This window comes from Rhodoferax lacus (assembly GCF_003415675.1).
Lineage (GTDB): Bacteria > Pseudomonadota > Gammaproteobacteria > Burkholderiales > Burkholderiaceae_C > Allorhodoferax > Allorhodoferax lacus.
Map to the genome: position 1 here is coordinate 206,421 of NZ_QFZK01000005.1, position 14,363 is coordinate 220,783.

The window sequence follows — 14,363 nt, forward strand, 5'->3', positions numbered from 1 at the left end:
TCTGGCGCCAAGCCAGTGCCAATCCGCATTTTCTTGATCTAGCTGCGCTGCAAGGCCTGGCGAATCCGCTCTATGGTCTCTGGCATGGGCGCACGGGTAGACACCTCAAGCCCGAGCTGCCTGGCAATGTCGTTCACACGTGCGGGGTTGAGTGGCAAGCCACCTGCATCGATGGCAGCCACCAGATCTCTGGCGCGCTGCTCAGGACTGGGGGGCTTGTTGCCGGGAAGGTAGGCTTTGAGCCAGCGTAAGGTACGTTGGGAGAGCACGACGTCTCACTGTCAAAACACATTGAATAGGGTTGACGAGCCTTACCCCGGCACTGACTCCACAGTTAGGGCTGCTTGGTTCCCCACCTGACCCGGTTGGCCGCTTTGCCATGCGGGGAGGCCCGTCAGCTTGTATTGTAGTCGAGCCCCGGGCCTTCCGTTGACTGCGCTTGCACAGTGACCTAGCCCGTAGAATCGCGGCATGTCCTATCTCGTGCTCGCCCGCAAGTACCGTCCCCGCAATTTCACCGAAATGGTGGGGCAGGACCATGTGGTGCAGGCCCTGAGCAACGCGCTCACCACCCAGCGCCTGCACCATGCCTATCTGTTCACCGGCACCCGCGGTGTGGGCAAGACCACGGTGTCACGCATCCTGGCCAAGTCGCTCAACTGCCAGGGTGTGGACGGGCAGGGCGGTATTACCGCTACACCCTGCGGCGTGTGCCAGGCATGTACCGACATCGACAGTGGCCGCTTTGTGGATTACACCGAGCTCGACGCCGCCTCCAACCGCGGTGTCGATGAAGTGCAGGCCCTGCTGGAGCAGGCCGTCTACAAGCCGGTGCAGGGACGCTTCAAGGTCTTCATGATCGACGAGGTGCACATGCTCACCAACACGGCCTTCAATGCCATGTTGAAAACCCTGGAAGAGCCGCCCGAATACCTGAAGTTTGTGCTGGCCACCACCGACCCGCAAAAGGTGCCGGTCACCGTGCTCTCGCGCTGCCTGCAGTTCAATCTGCGACCCATGGCGCCTGAGACCATTCGCGAGCACTTGGTGCAGGTCTTGCAACTGGAAAACGTGAACGCCGAAGTGCAGGCCCTGCGCCTCCTGGCGCGCGCAGCACGCGGCTCCATGCGCGATGCGCTCAGCCTGACCGATCAGGCAATTGCCTTCGGCTCGGGCCAGTTGCAGGAGGCCACGGTGCGGCAAATGCTGGGCAGTGTGGACCGCAGCTACGTGTTTCGCCTGATCGGGGCTCTGGCCACCGGTGACGGCAGGCAGGTGGTGGAGACCTCCGAGACCCTGCGCCTGAACGGCCTGAGTGCTGCCTCCACACTCGAGGAAATGTCCACTGTGCTGCAGCGCATGGCGGTGTTGCAGGCTGCAGGCCCGGTGGCGGGCGATGAGTCCGACCCCGAGGCCGGCGACCTGGCGCGCCTGGCCGACCTCATGCCAGCAGACGAGACGCAGTTGCTCTACAGCATCTGCCTGCACGGCCGCGCCGACCTGGGACTGGCGCCCGATGAGTACGCCGCGCTCACCATGGTGCTGCTGCGACTGCTGGCCTTCAAGCCGCCAGCGGAAAAAAAAACTCTAACGCAGACTGAACCCAGGGCTGCAGCGCCTGCGCAGCCATTGGTGTCTCACCGTGTGGTGCCCGAGCCAGTTGTTGTGCGCCCTCTACCCGTGGCACCTGCCGAGACGATGTCCGTGCAGCCACCTGCCCCGATCAAGCCGCGCGTGGTGCAACCCTGGGAAGATGCCCCTGCAGAAGAACCCGGTGTAGTGGTCAGCGGTCCGGGTACGGTCGCGCCTGTTCCTGCGCCCGCACGCCGTCCCCTGGCCCCGGCAATCGCGCCGCCCGAGCCCATCATCGCCGCCGTTCCGGTTGAGCCTGCGGACGGTATGCCGGCCGGGCAAATGCTGGCAGTGCGTGACAGCGATCCTGCGGCAGACCCTGCATCCGATAGGCCATCCGATGCCAAAGATGCAGACATCCCGGCAGCACCTGAGATTCGGCTTGCACAGCCTGTTACCCGGGTGATGGCCATGCCCGTGCGCCAGCAAAGCGAGTCGCGTGCAGACCTGGCGCTGAGTCCCGCGGCACCGGTACTGATTCCGACCGAGGAGGGCGATTTCTGGCATGCCACCGTGCAGCAACTGGTGGCCGCCGAAGCCATTACTGCCATGGTGCGCGAGCTGGCTTTGCAGTCGCAACTGGTGGCACGCGACACCGACCAGTGGCTGCTGCGCGTGGAGCGCGAGACACTCAACCAGCCCGGATCGCGCGAGCGCCTGACTGCGGCCCTGCGCAACGCCGGCTTTGACATCAAGCTGGCAGTGGAGATTGGCCGCATCACCGACTGCCCCGCCCGGCGCAATGCGGCCGCGTCTGAGGAGAAGCAGCGCGCAGCCGAAAAGATCATTCTGGATGACCCGTTTGTGCAGGCTATGGTGCGGGACTTTGGCGCGAAAATCGTGCCCGGCAGCATCAAGCCCGTCTGATTGTATTTTTTAACCCATTGAAGGAAAACCATGTTCAACAAAGGACAACTCGCCGGCCTGATGAAGCAAGCCCAGGCCATGCAGGACAACATGAAGAAGGCCCAGGACGAGCTCGGCCATATCGACGTCACCGGTGAGTCCGGCGCCGGTCTGGTCAAGGTCACCATGAGCTGCAAGCACGACGTCAAACGCGTGCAGATCGACCCCAGCCTGCTGGCCGACGACAAAGACATGCTTGAAGACCTGGTGGCTGCCGCCTTCAACGCCGCTGTGCGCAAAGCCGAAGAAACCTCGGCCGAAAAAATGGGCAAGATCAGCGCCGGTATGCCGGGCCTGCCCGGCGGCATGAAGTTCCCGTTCTGACGCGACAGCCACACCGCCCATGTCCGACGCCAACTCGCTGGATGCGCTGATACAGGCCTTGAAGCGCCTGCCCGGCGTTGGCATCAAGTCGGCGCAGCGCATGGCGTTTCATTTGCTGCAGCATGACCGTGCGGCCGCGCAGTACCTGGCCCGCGCCTTGCAGGACGCCTGTACGCTGGTGAAGCACTGCGAGCTCTGCCACACCTTCACCGAGCACTCGGTGTGTGCCACCTGCATGGACGAGAAGCGCGACCACACCAAGCTGTGTGTGGTGGAAACCCCGGCCGACCAGTCGGCCATGGAGCGCACCGGTGCCTACCATGGGCTGTACTTTGTACTGATGGGCAAGCTCAGTCCGCTCGATGGCATAGGCCCGCACGAGCTGGGTCTGAAGAAGCTTTTTGACCGGGCCTGCGACGGTGAGGTGCAGGAGGTCATTCTGGCCACCAACTTCACCGCCGAGGGCGAGGCCACGGCCCATGTCATCAGCGAGGCGCTCAAGGTCCGGGGCATCAAACCTACGCGCCTTGCGCGCGGTGTGCCAGTGGGCAGCGAGCTGGAATATGTAGACTTGGGCACCATAGCCCACGCGCTGGTGGACCGGCGCTGACGCAGTCTCCAGCTCTTCTGTTTTTCGAAAGTTGAGAGCCAATGCCTTACGCACATTTTTCGCTGGCCTACTGGTGTGTTTTTGTGGCCGCCTTGCTGCCCATTGTGTGTGCCGGCATTGCCAAGTGGGGCATGTTCACCACGCCACGCCAACTGGGCGGCTTTGACAACGCCAACCCGCGCACCTGGCTGGCTGGGCTGACTGAGTGGCGCGCCCGTGCCAACGCAGCTCAGGCCAACTGCTTTGAAGCGCTGCCGTTTTTCATGGGTGCCGTCATCATCGCCCACCAGTTGGGTGCGCACCAGGGGCGGCTCGATATCCTGGCCTTTCTGTACATCGTGCTGCGTCTGGTCTACGTGATGATGTACCTGGCCAATATGCCCAGCGTGCGCACCGCTGTCTGGGCCGCCGCCTTTGCGGCCAACATCGCAATCTTGTTTCTCGGCTACCGCTGACGCGCTAACCTCGTTTTTTGACAGCCTTTTTGGCTGCGGGTGCTGCTGCTGCGCGCGCGGGAGCAGCCTTGCTGGCTTTGCCTGGCGGCAAATACAAGATTACTGTCTGCTTGTTCTTGAAGGCGGCTGAAACCGCCACACCGTTCCACTGCGCCACGCTGGCGGCACTGACCTTGTACTTCAAAGCCACGTTGGCAACCGTGGCGCCCTTGCCGACACGCACACTGGTTTTCCTGAGCACGATTTCCGGCGACAGCGTCATCTGGCCGGTATCGGCAACATGGCTGGTCACGTCCTGCCCGCTGTGCGCGCTGCGTGGCACCAGCAGGGCGGAGCCCGGGCGGATCATCATGCGTGGCGGTATGTTGTTGATGCTGCGAAACTCGGCCTCGCCCATGCCCACCCGTTTGGCGGCATCGGCCGCGCGCATGGTGCTGGGGGCTACCCACACCGTCCAACTGGCCAGGCGACCGCCGCTATAGGCATCCAGGTTGGCTTGAAACACCTTGGCATTGTCCCAGGGCAGCAGGATCTGGGGTGTGCCGGCTGCCATGATGACGGGCTTGTTGACTGAAGGGTTCAGCGCCTTGAAATCTTCCATGGGCACTTCGGCGAGCTTGGCTGCCAGCACGACGTCGATGTCGCGCCGTATCGTGACGGTATCAAAGTAAGGGTGGTTGCCGATATCGGGCAGGCGCGAATTGAAGCCGCCGGGTTGCGCCACGATGTTCTTGATGGCCTGCAGCTTGGGCACATACAGGCGCGTTTCCATGGGCATGCTCAGGTCGGTGTAGCCGGCTTTCAGGCCCGCGCGCTGGTTCTTGCCAATCGCTCTGCCAACGCTGCCCTCCCCCCAGTTATAGGCGGCCAGCGCCAGATGCCAGTCACCAAACATGTTGTAGAGCTTTTGCAGATAGTCCAGCGCGGCGCGGGTGGAGGCCAGCACGTCGCGGCGGTCATCGCGAAATACGTTTTGCTTGAGCTCAAAGTCGCGTCCGGTGGCTGGCATGAATTGCCACATGCCAGCAGCCTTTGCGCCTGAAACCGCTTGCGGATTGAAGGCGCTTTCGACAAAGGGCAGCAGGGCCAGTTCGGTGGGCATGTTGCGCAGTTCGAGCTCTTCGACGATGTAGAACAGGTATTTTTTGGAGCGCTCGGTCATGCGGAAGATGTAGTCCGGGCGATTGGCATACCACTGTTCACGGTCATGCACCAGGTCGTTGTCCAGGTCGGGCATGGCATAGCCATTGCGAATGCGCTCCCACAAATCCCTGGGTGGCGACAAAGATGCCACGGCGCGCGAACTGGCACGCAAGTCGGCGTCCAGATTGGCCTGCAGCTTGGTGTCGCCTGGAGCCGCAGGTTTGGCATTCGCCGCAGCTGCACGGGCATTTGGAGCGGAAGTTGCGGGTGTCTTGGCCGCGCTGTTGAGTGTGGTGCTGGGCGCCAGCACCACAGGGGCGCTGTCGGTCATTACCGGGTCCGGTTTGTGTTCGGCCGTTGCCGCGCAACCCGTGAGCCATACCAGCGCACAAAGGCCTAGCCATTTCAAAGCATTCATCGGTAGTCGTTCTTCCATTGGCGCAAGCATGCGAAGGCGCCACTGTTGCGGGTCAGCGCGGCGTCGTGGGCCGTGGCAGAGGCCACCACAGCGGGCATACGGCTGCGCAGAAAAGGATTGATCTTGCGCTCCAGTGCCATGTTGGAAGGCAGTGTGGGCAGGCCTTTGGCACGCAGGGCTTCACACTGCGCACGGTACTGTTGCAGATCGGTGTTGTCGGGCTCCACCGCCGTTGCAAACTTCAGGTTGCTCAGGGTGTACTCATGGGTGCAGCACACGCGGGTGTTGTCGGGCAGGGCGGCCAGGCTGTCCAGCGAGGCCAGCATTTGCGCCGGGGTTCCCTCAAACAGGCGCCCACAGCCACCGCTGAAAAGCGTGTCGCCACAAAACAGCAAGGGCACCCCATCCACGGCGTCACAGTAAAAGGCAATATGGCCTGCGGTGTGTCCTGGCACATCCAGCACCTGGAACACCAGCCCGAGTGATGAGTAGCGATCTCCGCCGCTCAGGCCCTGCAGTGGTCCGGGAATGTTTTCTGTGGCCGGCCCACATACTTGCGCGCCGGTGGTCTTTTGCAGTTCCGCCACGCCACCGGTGTGGTCTGCGTGGTGATGGGTGACTAGAATGGATTCGAGTTGCAGGCCCTCACGTTGCAGGGCATCGAGCACGGGCTGGGCGTCACCGGGATCCACAACCAACGCCTGGTGGCCATCGTGCAGCATCCAGATGTAGTTGTCAGTGAAAGCGGGCAGCGGAATTAACTTCATGAGCGAAACAATTATAGGTTTGGTTGATTGGCTGCAGACACCCCCGGGACAGTACCTGCTGGCCTGGGAGCGCGCCCGTCTGGACGCGGCCGTGGCCGATATTTTTGGATACCACGCGTTGCAACTTGGCTTGCCGCAAATGGATGCCCTGCATACTAACCGCATGCCGCACCGCTGGTTGGCCCTGAGTCAATGGAGCCCCAGCCCGCAAGGCCATGCGCGTGCGCCAGCGCTGGTGACTGATTTTTGCGCCTTGCCCTTTGCGTCCAGCAGCCTGGACCTCCTGGTGCTGCCCCATACCCTGGAGTTCAGTGCCGATCCGCATGCCACCCTGCGCGAAGTGGAGCGTGTGCTGGTGCCCGAGGGCCGGGTGGTAATTTGCGGCATGAACCCCACCAGCCTGTGGGGCTTCAAGCAGGGGCGCGGACGCCTGTACCAGCACCTGGGGCAGGGCACGCTGTTCCTGCCCGAAGGCGGCGATTTTCTGGGCCATTGGCGCTTGCGCGACTGGTTGCGTTTGCTGAGTTTCGAGGTGGAGAGCGCCGAGTTCGGTTGCTACCGGCCTGCCATGCGCAGCGAGAAATGGTTGCGGCGTTTTGCCTGGATGGACCGGGCTGGCGCGCGCTGGTGGCCCATACTCGGCGCAGCGTATTTTTTGGTGGCGGTGAAGCGTGTGCGGGGCATGCGCCTGTTGGAGCCGGCCTGGAAGGCCAAGCCGGTGCGTGCGGGCAGTTCCGTGTCCGTGGCCAACCGACTGACTGAATATTCGAATCGGGAGAATGCAGATTGAATGAAGTGGTGATTTATACGGACGGCGCCTGCAAGGGCAACCCGGGCCCGGGTGGCTGGGGTGCTTTGCTGCGCTCAGTGGATGGCTCTGAAAAAGAGCTGTGCGGCGGCGAGTTGGGTACCACCAACAACCGCATGGAGATGCTGGCGGTGATCGAGGCGCTGAGTGCGCTCAAGCGGCCCTGCAAGGTGGTGCTGCATGTGGACAGCCAATATGTGCTCAAGGGCATTACCGAGTGGTTGGCTGGCTGGAAGGCCAAGGGCTGGAAGACGGCCGCCAAGCAGCCGGTGAAAAACGTGGACCTGTGGCAGCGCCTGGACGCGCTTGTGGCCAATGCGGGCCACACCATCGACTGGCGCTGGGTCAAGGGCCATGCGGGTGACCCAGGCAACGAGCGCGCTGACGGCTTGGCGAACCTGGGGGTGGAAAAGGCGCTGGCCCAACGACGGGCATAGCTTATTGGATGGCAACCCGGCGCCGGGCCGCCCCTAGCCGGGTTAGCCCCTTGAGGGGGCAGAGAGCTACGCGCAGCGAGCGAACGTGGGGGCTCTTATATGACGCCGTCAAACATCAGCACGTCGACCTCTTCACCCGCGGCCACGTTGCCTTGGTCGTGGTGCAGCACCAGCAGTCCATTGGCCGCAGCCATCGAACTCAGCACGCCAGAGCCCTGTTGCCCGGTGGTGCGCACCTGCAGTTGCCCATTGCTGCCGGTCTGGACGATGGCGCGCTGGTATTCGGTGCGCCCGGGCTTTTTGCGCAGGGCTTCCAGGCTGTGGGCTTTGAGCAAAGGGGTTTCCTGCTCAGTCTTGCCCATCATCTGCAATAGCGCAGGGCGCACAAAGGCCAAGAAGGTCACCATCACCGCCACGGGGTTACCGGGCAGGCCAAACAGCAGGGCCTGGCCAATGCGGCCCACGGCCATGGGGCGGCCCGGTCGCATGGCAATCCGCCAGAAGGCCACCCCGCTTGCGCCCCCGGCCACGTGTTGCATCACGGCCTTGGTGTGGTCGGCTTCGCCCACGCTGACGCCGCCGCTGGTGATGATGGCATCGGCCTGTGCTGCCGCCTGTGTGAAGGCGGCTTCCAGTGCGGCCGGATCGTCGCGCACCACACCCATGTCCAGCACCTGCACGCCCATGCGGGTGAGCAGGCCAAACAGGGTGTAGCGGTTGCTGTCGTAGACCGCGCCTTCTCGCGGGGCTTCACCCAGACTGAGGATTTCGTCGCCCGTGGAAAAGAAGGCCACCCGCAGTGGGCGCCGCACCGTGACTTGCGCAATGTTCAGGCTGGCCAACAGGCCCAGAGCCGCGGGGCCCAGGGTGCAGCCCGCCAGCAGGGCGGGTTTGCCCTGGCACAGGTCTTCGCCCTTGAAGCGGCGGTTGTCACCCTGCCGCAAGGCGCCCGCGGGAATGGTGATGTGCGTGGCGCTTGCCTGCACCAGTTCTTGCGGCACTACGGTGTCGAGTCCCTCCGGCATCACAGCGCCCGTCATGATCTTCAGGCATTGGGTGTCGCCCAGGCTGCCACTCCAGGCCTTTCCGGCAAAGGCCGTGCCGGCGATTTCCAGGCTTAGTGGCGCATCGGCCTGCAGCAGTGCGCCGCGAAAGGCATAGCCGTCCATGGCCGAGTTGTCGTGCGCTGGCACGTTGATGGGGGACACCACGTCCAGAGCCAGCACCCGGCCCAGGGCCGCCTTCAGTGCCACAGTCTCCGTGCCGGTAACAGGTGTGACCAACGAGCGCAAAAACTGCAGCGCGGTGTCTGCGCGCAAGGCTTGCGGGTCATAGCCTTGCAAGCTGGCGGCAACTTCTTCCAAGGTTCTCATGTCTTCTCCAAATCGTGTAGCTCGTCCAGCGTGTTGGCATTGGCAAAAGCGCGCGGGTCGTCGCCCGGTGCATTGAACGGCACCTTGGTTTGACGGTGGCTGGCGGTCCAGGCGCCAATCTTGCGACCGTCGCTGGCAATAAAACCTTGCAGGCTGCCCAGCAGGCTGCTGCGCACCAGGCAAAACACCGGTTGTGGACGCAGCACCTGGCTGCCATCTTCCTGTGCATCGGGTGCCATGGCCATGGCGATGTCGGCTTGTTCTGTGCACAGTGCCTGGGCCAGCCGCTCCAGCAGGTCCAGCGGGAACAGGGGGGAATCGCAAGGCACGCTGAGCACATAGTCGTAGTAGCCCTGGCACTGCTCCATGGCCACCAGAAAGCCGGCCAGCGGGCCCACGAAGTCGGGCACGCTGTCACTCCATACCGGCACGCCCAGGCTGGCGTAGGTTGCCAGGTTGCGGTTGGCATTGATGGCGATCAGTCCGGGTGCGCCTGTGGTTTGCTGGCGCAGGCGATCCAAGGCAATAGCCGCCAGGGTCTGGCCGCGAAAGATTTGCAGGCCCTTGTCCAGGCCGCCCATGCGGGTGGCGCGGCCCCCGGCCAGAACCACGGCGCAGATTTTTGCTGCAGGAATCCGGGGAAGGCCCATGGCTAGCCTCCGATGTAACTCATCTCGACCCTGCGCTTGCCGTCTCCGGGCGGCGCGGCACCCTCGGCACTGCGCAATTCGGAGTAACGGTCCGTGCGCGCAGACCAGATACGCGCAATGGCGGACGCCAGCTCGGCATCGGTTTGCTGGCCACGCACCAGATCGCGAAGGTTGTAGCCTTGGGAGGCAAACAGGCACAGGTAGAGCTGGCCTTCGGTGGACAGGCGCGCACGGTTGCAGTCGGAGCAAAAGGCCTGCGTGACGCTGCTGATGACACCGATTTCTCCGGCCGCCGGGTCGTGTTGACCTTGGGCGTCTGCATAGCCCCAGCGCTGAGCGGTCTCGCCGGGTTGGCTGGCTTCCAGTGCAATCAGGGGCAGCTCTTGTTGCAGCAGGCGGACCACATCCGCCGAGGGCAGCACATCATCCATGCGCCAGCCATTGGTGGCGCCCACGTCCATGTATTCGATGAAGCGCAGCACAATGCCCGTGCCCCTGAAGTGCCGCGCCATAGGCAGGATCTGCTGGTCATTGGTGCCGCGTTTGACCACCATATTCACCTTGATAGGGCCCAAGCCTGCCTGCTGTGCCGCGGCAATGCCGTCCAGCACGTCCTGCACCGGGAAATCCACATCATTCATGGCACGAAACACCGTGTCATCCAGGCCGTCCAGGCTGACGGTCAGGCGCTTCAGCCCCGCCGCTTTGAGTGCTGCGGCTTTGCGTGTGAGCAAAGAACCGTTGGTGGTGAGCGTCAGGTCCAAGGCTGCGCCTTCAGGCGTGCGCAGTGCGGCCAGTTGTTCAACCAGAATTTCGATGTTCTTGCGCAGCAAGGGCTCGCCGCCAGTGAGCCGGATCTTTTGCACTCCCTGCGCCACAAACTGGCCTGCAATGCGGGTGATTTCTTCAAAGGTCAGGAGTGAGGCATGCGGCAGGTAGGGATAGTCTTTGGTGAAGACATCCTTGGGCATGCAGTAGCTGCAACGGAAGTTGCAGCGGTCGGTGACGCTGATGCGCAAATCGCGCAAGGTGCGGCCCCGGGTATCGGCCAGCCATCCCGCGGGTGTTTGCAGCCCGGGCTGTTGCGGGCTTTCCCCTGGTATGGGCAGGGCGCCGGGGCGCAGGTCTAGCAGGGGAACGATACGCTGTGGCGGTTTTTCAGACATGGGCCTATTGTCCCTCTTGCATCCCGGCTTCGCACTGGCGGGCCTGCCACGTGTAGGGGCATCTGTTCAGTTGCCGCTTGCACTCAAGGGCCGGTAGCCAATGCGTGCCGCAGCGACGACGGCCTGGGTACGGTTCTGCACATCAAAGTGACGCAGGATGGCGGTGACGTGGGTTTTGACGGTCTCTTCGGACACATGCAACTGTTCGGCAATTTCGCGGTTGGCCAGTCCGTCCAGCAGGCAGCGCAGCACCAATTCCTGGCGCTGTGTCAGCACGGGCTTGCCCGCGGAGCCTGAGGCTTCCAGGGTACTGGCGGCATTGAGCTCCTGTGGAAGGTAGATGTCTCCCCCGAGCACGCTGCGCACGGCGCGCAGCAACTCGTCACTGACACAGGACTTGGTGACAAAACCAGCCGCACCGGCTTGCAGCACCTGGCGCATGATGTGGATACTGGCGGAGCCGGAGAGCAGGACAATGGGAAGCTCCGGATGGTGTTCACCAAATACAGCCAGCGCTGCCAGGCCATTCATGTCTGGCAGGTGGTAGTCCAGCAATACCAGATCGAGGTCGCCATGGGTCTGTGCGATGGCAAACGCCTGCTCGCAGGTCCCGGCCTGCAGCACTTCCAGGTTTTCTTCCAAACCTTTGAGCACTTGGCGCAGCCCTTCGCGAACCAGTGCATGGTCATCAACTACAAGTATTTTCACCAACGGCTCTTTTTTGTTGCGATAGATGCTACGCAGGGGCTGATCCTAGACTATTTGGGTGATTTTGGCCCAATAGGGTTGCCAGCGCACAAAAAAGAAAGCCCGCACATGGGCGGGCTTGGCTTGGGGCTAATCAGCCGCCATGAATCTTCATCATCAGCGGCACGATGAGCAGGGCCACGATGTTGATGATCTTGATCAGCGGGTTGATGGCCGGGCCGGCGGTGTCCTTGTAGGGGTCGCCCACGGTGTCGCCGGTGACGGCGGCCTTGTGGGTTTCCGACCCCTTGCCACCAAAGTTGCCGTCTTCAATGTACTTCTTGGCGTTGTCCCAGGCGCCGCCACCGGTACACATGGAGATGGCCACAAACAGGCCGGTCACGATGGTGCCCATCAGCAGTCCCCCCAAGGCGGCAGGGCCCAGCACCAGACCCACCAGGATGGGCGCCACCACCGGCAGCAGGCTGGGGATCATCATTTCCTTGATGGCTGCACTGGTGAGCATGTCCACGGCCGTGTCGTACTCGGGCTTGCCCGAGCCATCCATGATGCCCTTGATGTCGCGGAACTGCCGCCGCACCTCCACCACCACCGCACCGGCGGCGCGGCCAACGGCCTCCATGGCCATGGCTCCGAACAGGTAGGGAATCAGGCCGCCGATAAAGAGGCCGATGATGACCATGGGGTCACTCAGGTCGAACTTCACGTGGCTGCCCAGGCCTTCGAGCTTGTGGGTGTAGTCGGCAAACAGCACCAGGGCGGCAAGACCGGCCGAGCCGATGGCATAGCCCTTGGTCACGGCCTTGGTGGTGTTGCCCACGGCGTCCAGCGGGTCGGTGATGTCGCGCACGCTGGCGGGCAGTTCGGCCATCTCGGCAATGCCGCCGGCGTTGTCGGTGATGGGGCCGTAGGCGTCCAGCGCCACCACAATACCGGCCATGCTCAGCATGGAGGTAGCCGCAATGGCAATGCCATACAAGCCAGCCAGCGCAAAGGCGCTGTAGATGGCGGCACATACAAACAGCACCGGCCAGGCAGTGGAGCGCATGGAAACACCCAGGCCGGCAATGATGTTGGTGCCGTGCCCTGTGGTGGAAGCCTCGGCGATGTGGCGCACCGGTGCGTACTGGGTGCCGGTGTAGTACTCGGTAATCCAGACCAGCGCACCGGTCAGGATCAGGCCTACCGCGCAGGCACCAAACAGGGCGCTGGCGGAGATGACGCGCCCGTCCGCGGCGGTCACGGCCGTGGGAAACATGCTTTGGGTCACAAAGTAAAACGCAAGCAGCGACAGCCCACCGGCCACTGCCAGACCTTTGTACAGGGCCGGCATCACGTTCTTCATGCCGGGCGAGGCCTTGACGAAAAAGCAGCCGATGATGGAGGCGACGATGGACACCGCGCCCAGACTCAGCGGATACAGCACGGCATTGGGCCCGCCTGCGCCCAGCATCAGGGCGCCCAGCACCATGGTGGCAATCAGCGTAACCGCATAGGTCTCAAACAGGTCAGCGGCCATACCGGCGCAGTCGCCCACGTTGTCGCCCACGTTGTCGGCAATCACGGCCGGGTTGCGCGGGTCGTCTTCCGGAATGCCGGCTTCGACCTTGCCCACCAGGTCGGCACCCACGTCCGCGCCCTTGGTGAAGATGCCGCCGCCCAGTCGGGCGAAGATGGAAATCAGCGATGAGCCAAACGCAAAGCCGATCAGCGGATTGAGCTTGGCCGCAGTCACCATGCCGTCAGGCACCAAAAACCAGTAGAAGGCCGTGACGCCCAGCAGTCCCAGACCCACCACCAGCATGCCGGTGATGGCGCCGCCGCGAAAGGCCACGTCCAGCGCCGGGCCAATGCCGCGGGTGGCTGCCTGTGCCGTACGCACATTGGCCCGCACCGACACGTTCATGCCGATAAAGCCGCAGGCGCCCGAGAGCACCGCGCCCAGCACGAAGCCCACCGAGCTCATGGTGTCCAGGAATACCGCAATCAGGATGGCCAGCACCACGCCGACCATGGCAATGGTGCGGTACTGCCGGGAGAGGTAGGCTGCAGCGCCCGTCTGGATGGCAGCTGCAATTTCCTGCATCCGGGCATTGCCCGCATCCTGCGAAAGAATCCAGCTGCGTGCCCAAACGCCGTAGACCACGGCAATAAAGCCACATACGAGCGCCAGTATCAGCGCCGAGTTGCCCGTCATATGAAATCTCCTTGTTGATTCGCAAAAAAGGGCCAACGCATGGGCTGGCCCGCTGCGTTGCTTCCTCGTTGCTCCTGCTCAACACGCACTTGGAGAAGATTGGCCAACGCGATCACTGTAGCGTTAAAAATTGGCAGACTGCCCGGATCGCAAGGGCCGAGTCAGTAAAATCAGGGTTAATCCTTACAGTTTTTGATTTCAATCAGCAAAGAGACCACCTATGTCCCTCGACAACGTTACCCCCGGAAAAAACTGCCCCGATGCCTTCAATGTAGTCATCGAAATCCCGATGAACGCAGACCCCGTCAAGTACGAGGTGGACAAGGCTTCCGGCGCCATTTTTGTGGACCGCTTCATGAGCACGGCCATGCACTACCCCACCAACTACGGCTATGTCCCCAAGACACTATCCGGTGATGGTGACCCTGTGGATGTGCTGGTGATTACCCCCGTGCCCCTGATACCCGGCGTGGTGGTGACCTGCCGCGCTATCGGCATTCTGATGATGGAAGACGAAGCGGGCATGGACGGCAAGGTGCTGGCAGTTCCCACCAACAAGATTCTGTCGCTGTACAGCCGCTGGGAAAAGCCGGAAGACCTGCAGCCCCTGCGCCTGAAAACCATTGCCCACTTCTTTGAGCACTACAAGGATCTGGAAGAAGGCAAGTGGGTGAAGATCCTGGGCTGGGAAGGCCCAGAGGCTGCCCGCAAGGAAATCATGGACGGTATTGCGGCCTACAACAAGGCCTGAGTGGCGGCTGCGGCCGCT

The 14,363-nt window shown here is 62.8% G+C and carries 15 protein-coding genes and 1 other RNA gene; 7 read left to right on the plus strand and 9 right to left on the minus strand.

What is annotated here, in order from left to right; translation table 11 throughout:
- Positions 1–38: 38 nt before the first annotated feature.
- Positions 39–269, minus strand: a complete 231-nt coding sequence (locus DIC66_RS10855) for a hypothetical protein (protein WP_117177007.1) — start codon at positions 267–269, stop codon at positions 39–41.
- Between the two features lie 31 nt (positions 270–300).
- An RNA gene (gene ffs / locus DIC66_RS10860) (signal recognition particle sRNA small type) lies at positions 301–396 on the minus strand.
- 75 nt (positions 397–471) lie between these two features.
- Between ffs and dnaX the strand changes: the two genes are divergently transcribed.
- The 4 genes from dnaX to DIC66_RS10880 are packed head-to-tail and all read left to right on the plus strand — an operon-like array spanning position 472 to position 3,927.
- Positions 472–2,499, plus strand: coding sequence for a DNA polymerase III subunit gamma/tau (gene dnaX, locus DIC66_RS10865; protein WP_117177009.1), 2,028 nt, complete (start codon positions 472–474; stop codon positions 2,497–2,499).
- A gap of 30 nt (positions 2,500–2,529) precedes the next feature.
- Entirely contained in the window at positions 2,530–2,862 is a 333-nt protein-coding gene (locus DIC66_RS10870) for a YbaB/EbfC family nucleoid-associated protein (protein ID WP_117177011.1), read from the plus strand.
- 19 nt (positions 2,863–2,881) lie between these two features.
- Positions 2,882–3,472 carry a recombination mediator RecR gene (gene recR / locus DIC66_RS10875; RefSeq protein ID WP_117177013.1) on the plus strand — a complete coding sequence of 197 codons (591 nt, stop codon included), beginning with the start codon at positions 2,882–2,884 and terminating at the stop codon, positions 3,470–3,472.
- Between the two features lie 41 nt (positions 3,473–3,513).
- The gene (locus DIC66_RS10880; protein ID WP_117177015.1) at positions 3,514–3,927 is read left to right on the plus strand and encodes an MAPEG family protein; all 414 of its coding nucleotides are present in this window, start codon (positions 3,514–3,516) and stop codon (positions 3,925–3,927) included.
- Positions 3,928–3,931: 4 nt separating this feature from the next.
- Here the strand turns inward: DIC66_RS10880 and DIC66_RS10885 are convergent, their stop codons facing one another.
- Positions 3,932–5,488, minus strand: a complete 1,557-nt coding sequence (locus DIC66_RS10885; RefSeq protein WP_117177017.1) for a transglycosylase SLT domain-containing protein — start codon at positions 5,486–5,488, stop codon at positions 3,932–3,934.
- Positions 5,485–6,255, minus strand: a complete 771-nt coding sequence (gloB, locus tag DIC66_RS10890; protein ID WP_117177019.1) for a hydroxyacylglutathione hydrolase — start codon at positions 6,253–6,255, stop codon at positions 5,485–5,487. Before gloB ends, DIC66_RS10885 begins: the two co-directional genes overlap by 4 nt.
- Here gloB and DIC66_RS10895 point away from each other — a divergent pair.
- The gene (locus DIC66_RS10895) at positions 6,254–7,045 is read left to right on the plus strand and encodes a class I SAM-dependent methyltransferase (RefSeq protein ID WP_199534709.1); all 792 of its coding nucleotides are present in this window, start codon (positions 6,254–6,256) and stop codon (positions 7,043–7,045) included. The genes gloB and DIC66_RS10895 overlap by 2 nt on opposite strands.
- Positions 7,042–7,500 carry a ribonuclease HI gene (gene rnhA, locus DIC66_RS10900; protein ID WP_117177021.1) on the plus strand — a complete coding sequence of 153 codons (459 nt, stop codon included), beginning with the start codon at positions 7,042–7,044 and terminating at the stop codon, positions 7,498–7,500. Before DIC66_RS10895 ends, rnhA begins: the two co-directional genes overlap by 4 nt.
- 95 nt (positions 7,501–7,595) lie before the next feature.
- Here rnhA and moeA read toward each other — a convergent pair whose 3' ends face one another.
- The 5 genes from moeA to DIC66_RS10925 form a co-directional block, all read right to left on the minus strand.
- Entirely contained in the window at positions 7,596–8,873 is a 1,278-nt protein-coding gene (gene moeA / locus DIC66_RS10905; RefSeq protein ID WP_117177023.1) for a molybdopterin molybdotransferase MoeA, read from the minus strand.
- Entirely contained in the window at positions 8,870–9,523 is a 654-nt protein-coding gene (mobA, locus tag DIC66_RS10910) for a molybdenum cofactor guanylyltransferase MobA (protein WP_117177024.1), read from the minus strand. The genes moeA and mobA overlap by 4 nt, the downstream gene beginning before the upstream one ends.
- 2 nt (positions 9,524–9,525) lie before the next feature.
- On the minus strand, positions 9,526–10,689 hold the full coding sequence (gene moaA, locus DIC66_RS10915; RefSeq protein WP_117177026.1) for a GTP 3',8-cyclase MoaA: 1,164 nt from the start codon (positions 10,687–10,689) through the stop codon (positions 9,526–9,528).
- Between the two features lie 66 nt (positions 10,690–10,755).
- On the minus strand, positions 10,756–11,397 hold the full coding sequence (locus DIC66_RS10920) for a response regulator (protein WP_117177219.1): 642 nt from the start codon (positions 11,395–11,397) through the stop codon (positions 10,756–10,758).
- 133 nt (positions 11,398–11,530) lie between these two features.
- Complete coding sequence (locus tag DIC66_RS10925; RefSeq protein WP_117177028.1) at positions 11,531–13,594, minus strand: sodium-translocating pyrophosphatase; 2,064 nt, start codon at positions 13,592–13,594, stop codon at positions 11,531–11,533.
- Positions 13,595–13,814: 220 nt separating this feature from the next.
- Between DIC66_RS10925 and ppa the strand changes: the two genes are divergently transcribed.
- The gene (gene ppa, locus DIC66_RS10930; RefSeq protein WP_117177030.1) at positions 13,815–14,345 is read left to right on the plus strand and encodes an inorganic diphosphatase; all 531 of its coding nucleotides are present in this window, start codon (positions 13,815–13,817) and stop codon (positions 14,343–14,345) included.
- Positions 14,346–14,363: the final 18 nt, after the last annotated feature.

Coding starts and splice junctions, on each gene's coding strand:
- dnaX (WP_117177009.1), top strand. CDS start 472: ATGTCCTATCTCGTGCTCGCCCGCAAGTACCGTCCCCGCAATTTCACC.
- DIC66_RS10870 (WP_117177011.1), top strand. CDS start 2,530: ATGTTCAACAAAGGACAACTCGCCGGCCTGATGAAGCAAGCCCAGGCC.
- recR (WP_117177013.1), top strand. CDS start 2,882: ATGTCCGACGCCAACTCGCTGGATGCGCTGATACAGGCCTTGAAGCGC.
- DIC66_RS10880 (WP_117177015.1), top strand. CDS start 3,514: ATGCCTTACGCACATTTTTCGCTGGCCTACTGGTGTGTTTTTGTGGCC.
- DIC66_RS10885 (WP_117177017.1), bottom strand. CDS start 5,488: ATGAATGCTTTGAAATGGCTAGGCCTTTGTGCGCTGGTATGGCTCACG.
- DIC66_RS10895 (WP_199534709.1), top strand. CDS start 6,254: ATGAGCGAAACAATTATAGGTTTGGTTGATTGGCTGCAGACACCCCCG.
- gloB (WP_117177019.1), bottom strand. CDS start 6,255: ATGAAGTTAATTCCGCTGCCCGCTTTCACTGACAACTACATCTGGATG.
- moeA (WP_117177023.1), bottom strand. CDS start 8,873: ATGAGAACCTTGGAAGAAGTTGCCGCCAGCTTGCAAGGCTATGACCCG.
- mobA (WP_117177024.1), bottom strand. CDS start 9,523: ATGGGCCTTCCCCGGATTCCTGCAGCAAAAATCTGCGCCGTGGTTCTG.
- moaA (WP_117177026.1), bottom strand. CDS start 10,689: ATGTCTGAAAAACCGCCACAGCGTATCGTTCCCCTGCTAGACCTGCGC.
- DIC66_RS10925 (WP_117177028.1), bottom strand. CDS start 13,594: ATGACGGGCAACTCGGCGCTGATACTGGCGCTCGTATGTGGCTTTATT.
- ppa (WP_117177030.1), top strand. CDS start 13,815: ATGTCCCTCGACAACGTTACCCCCGGAAAAAACTGCCCCGATGCCTTC.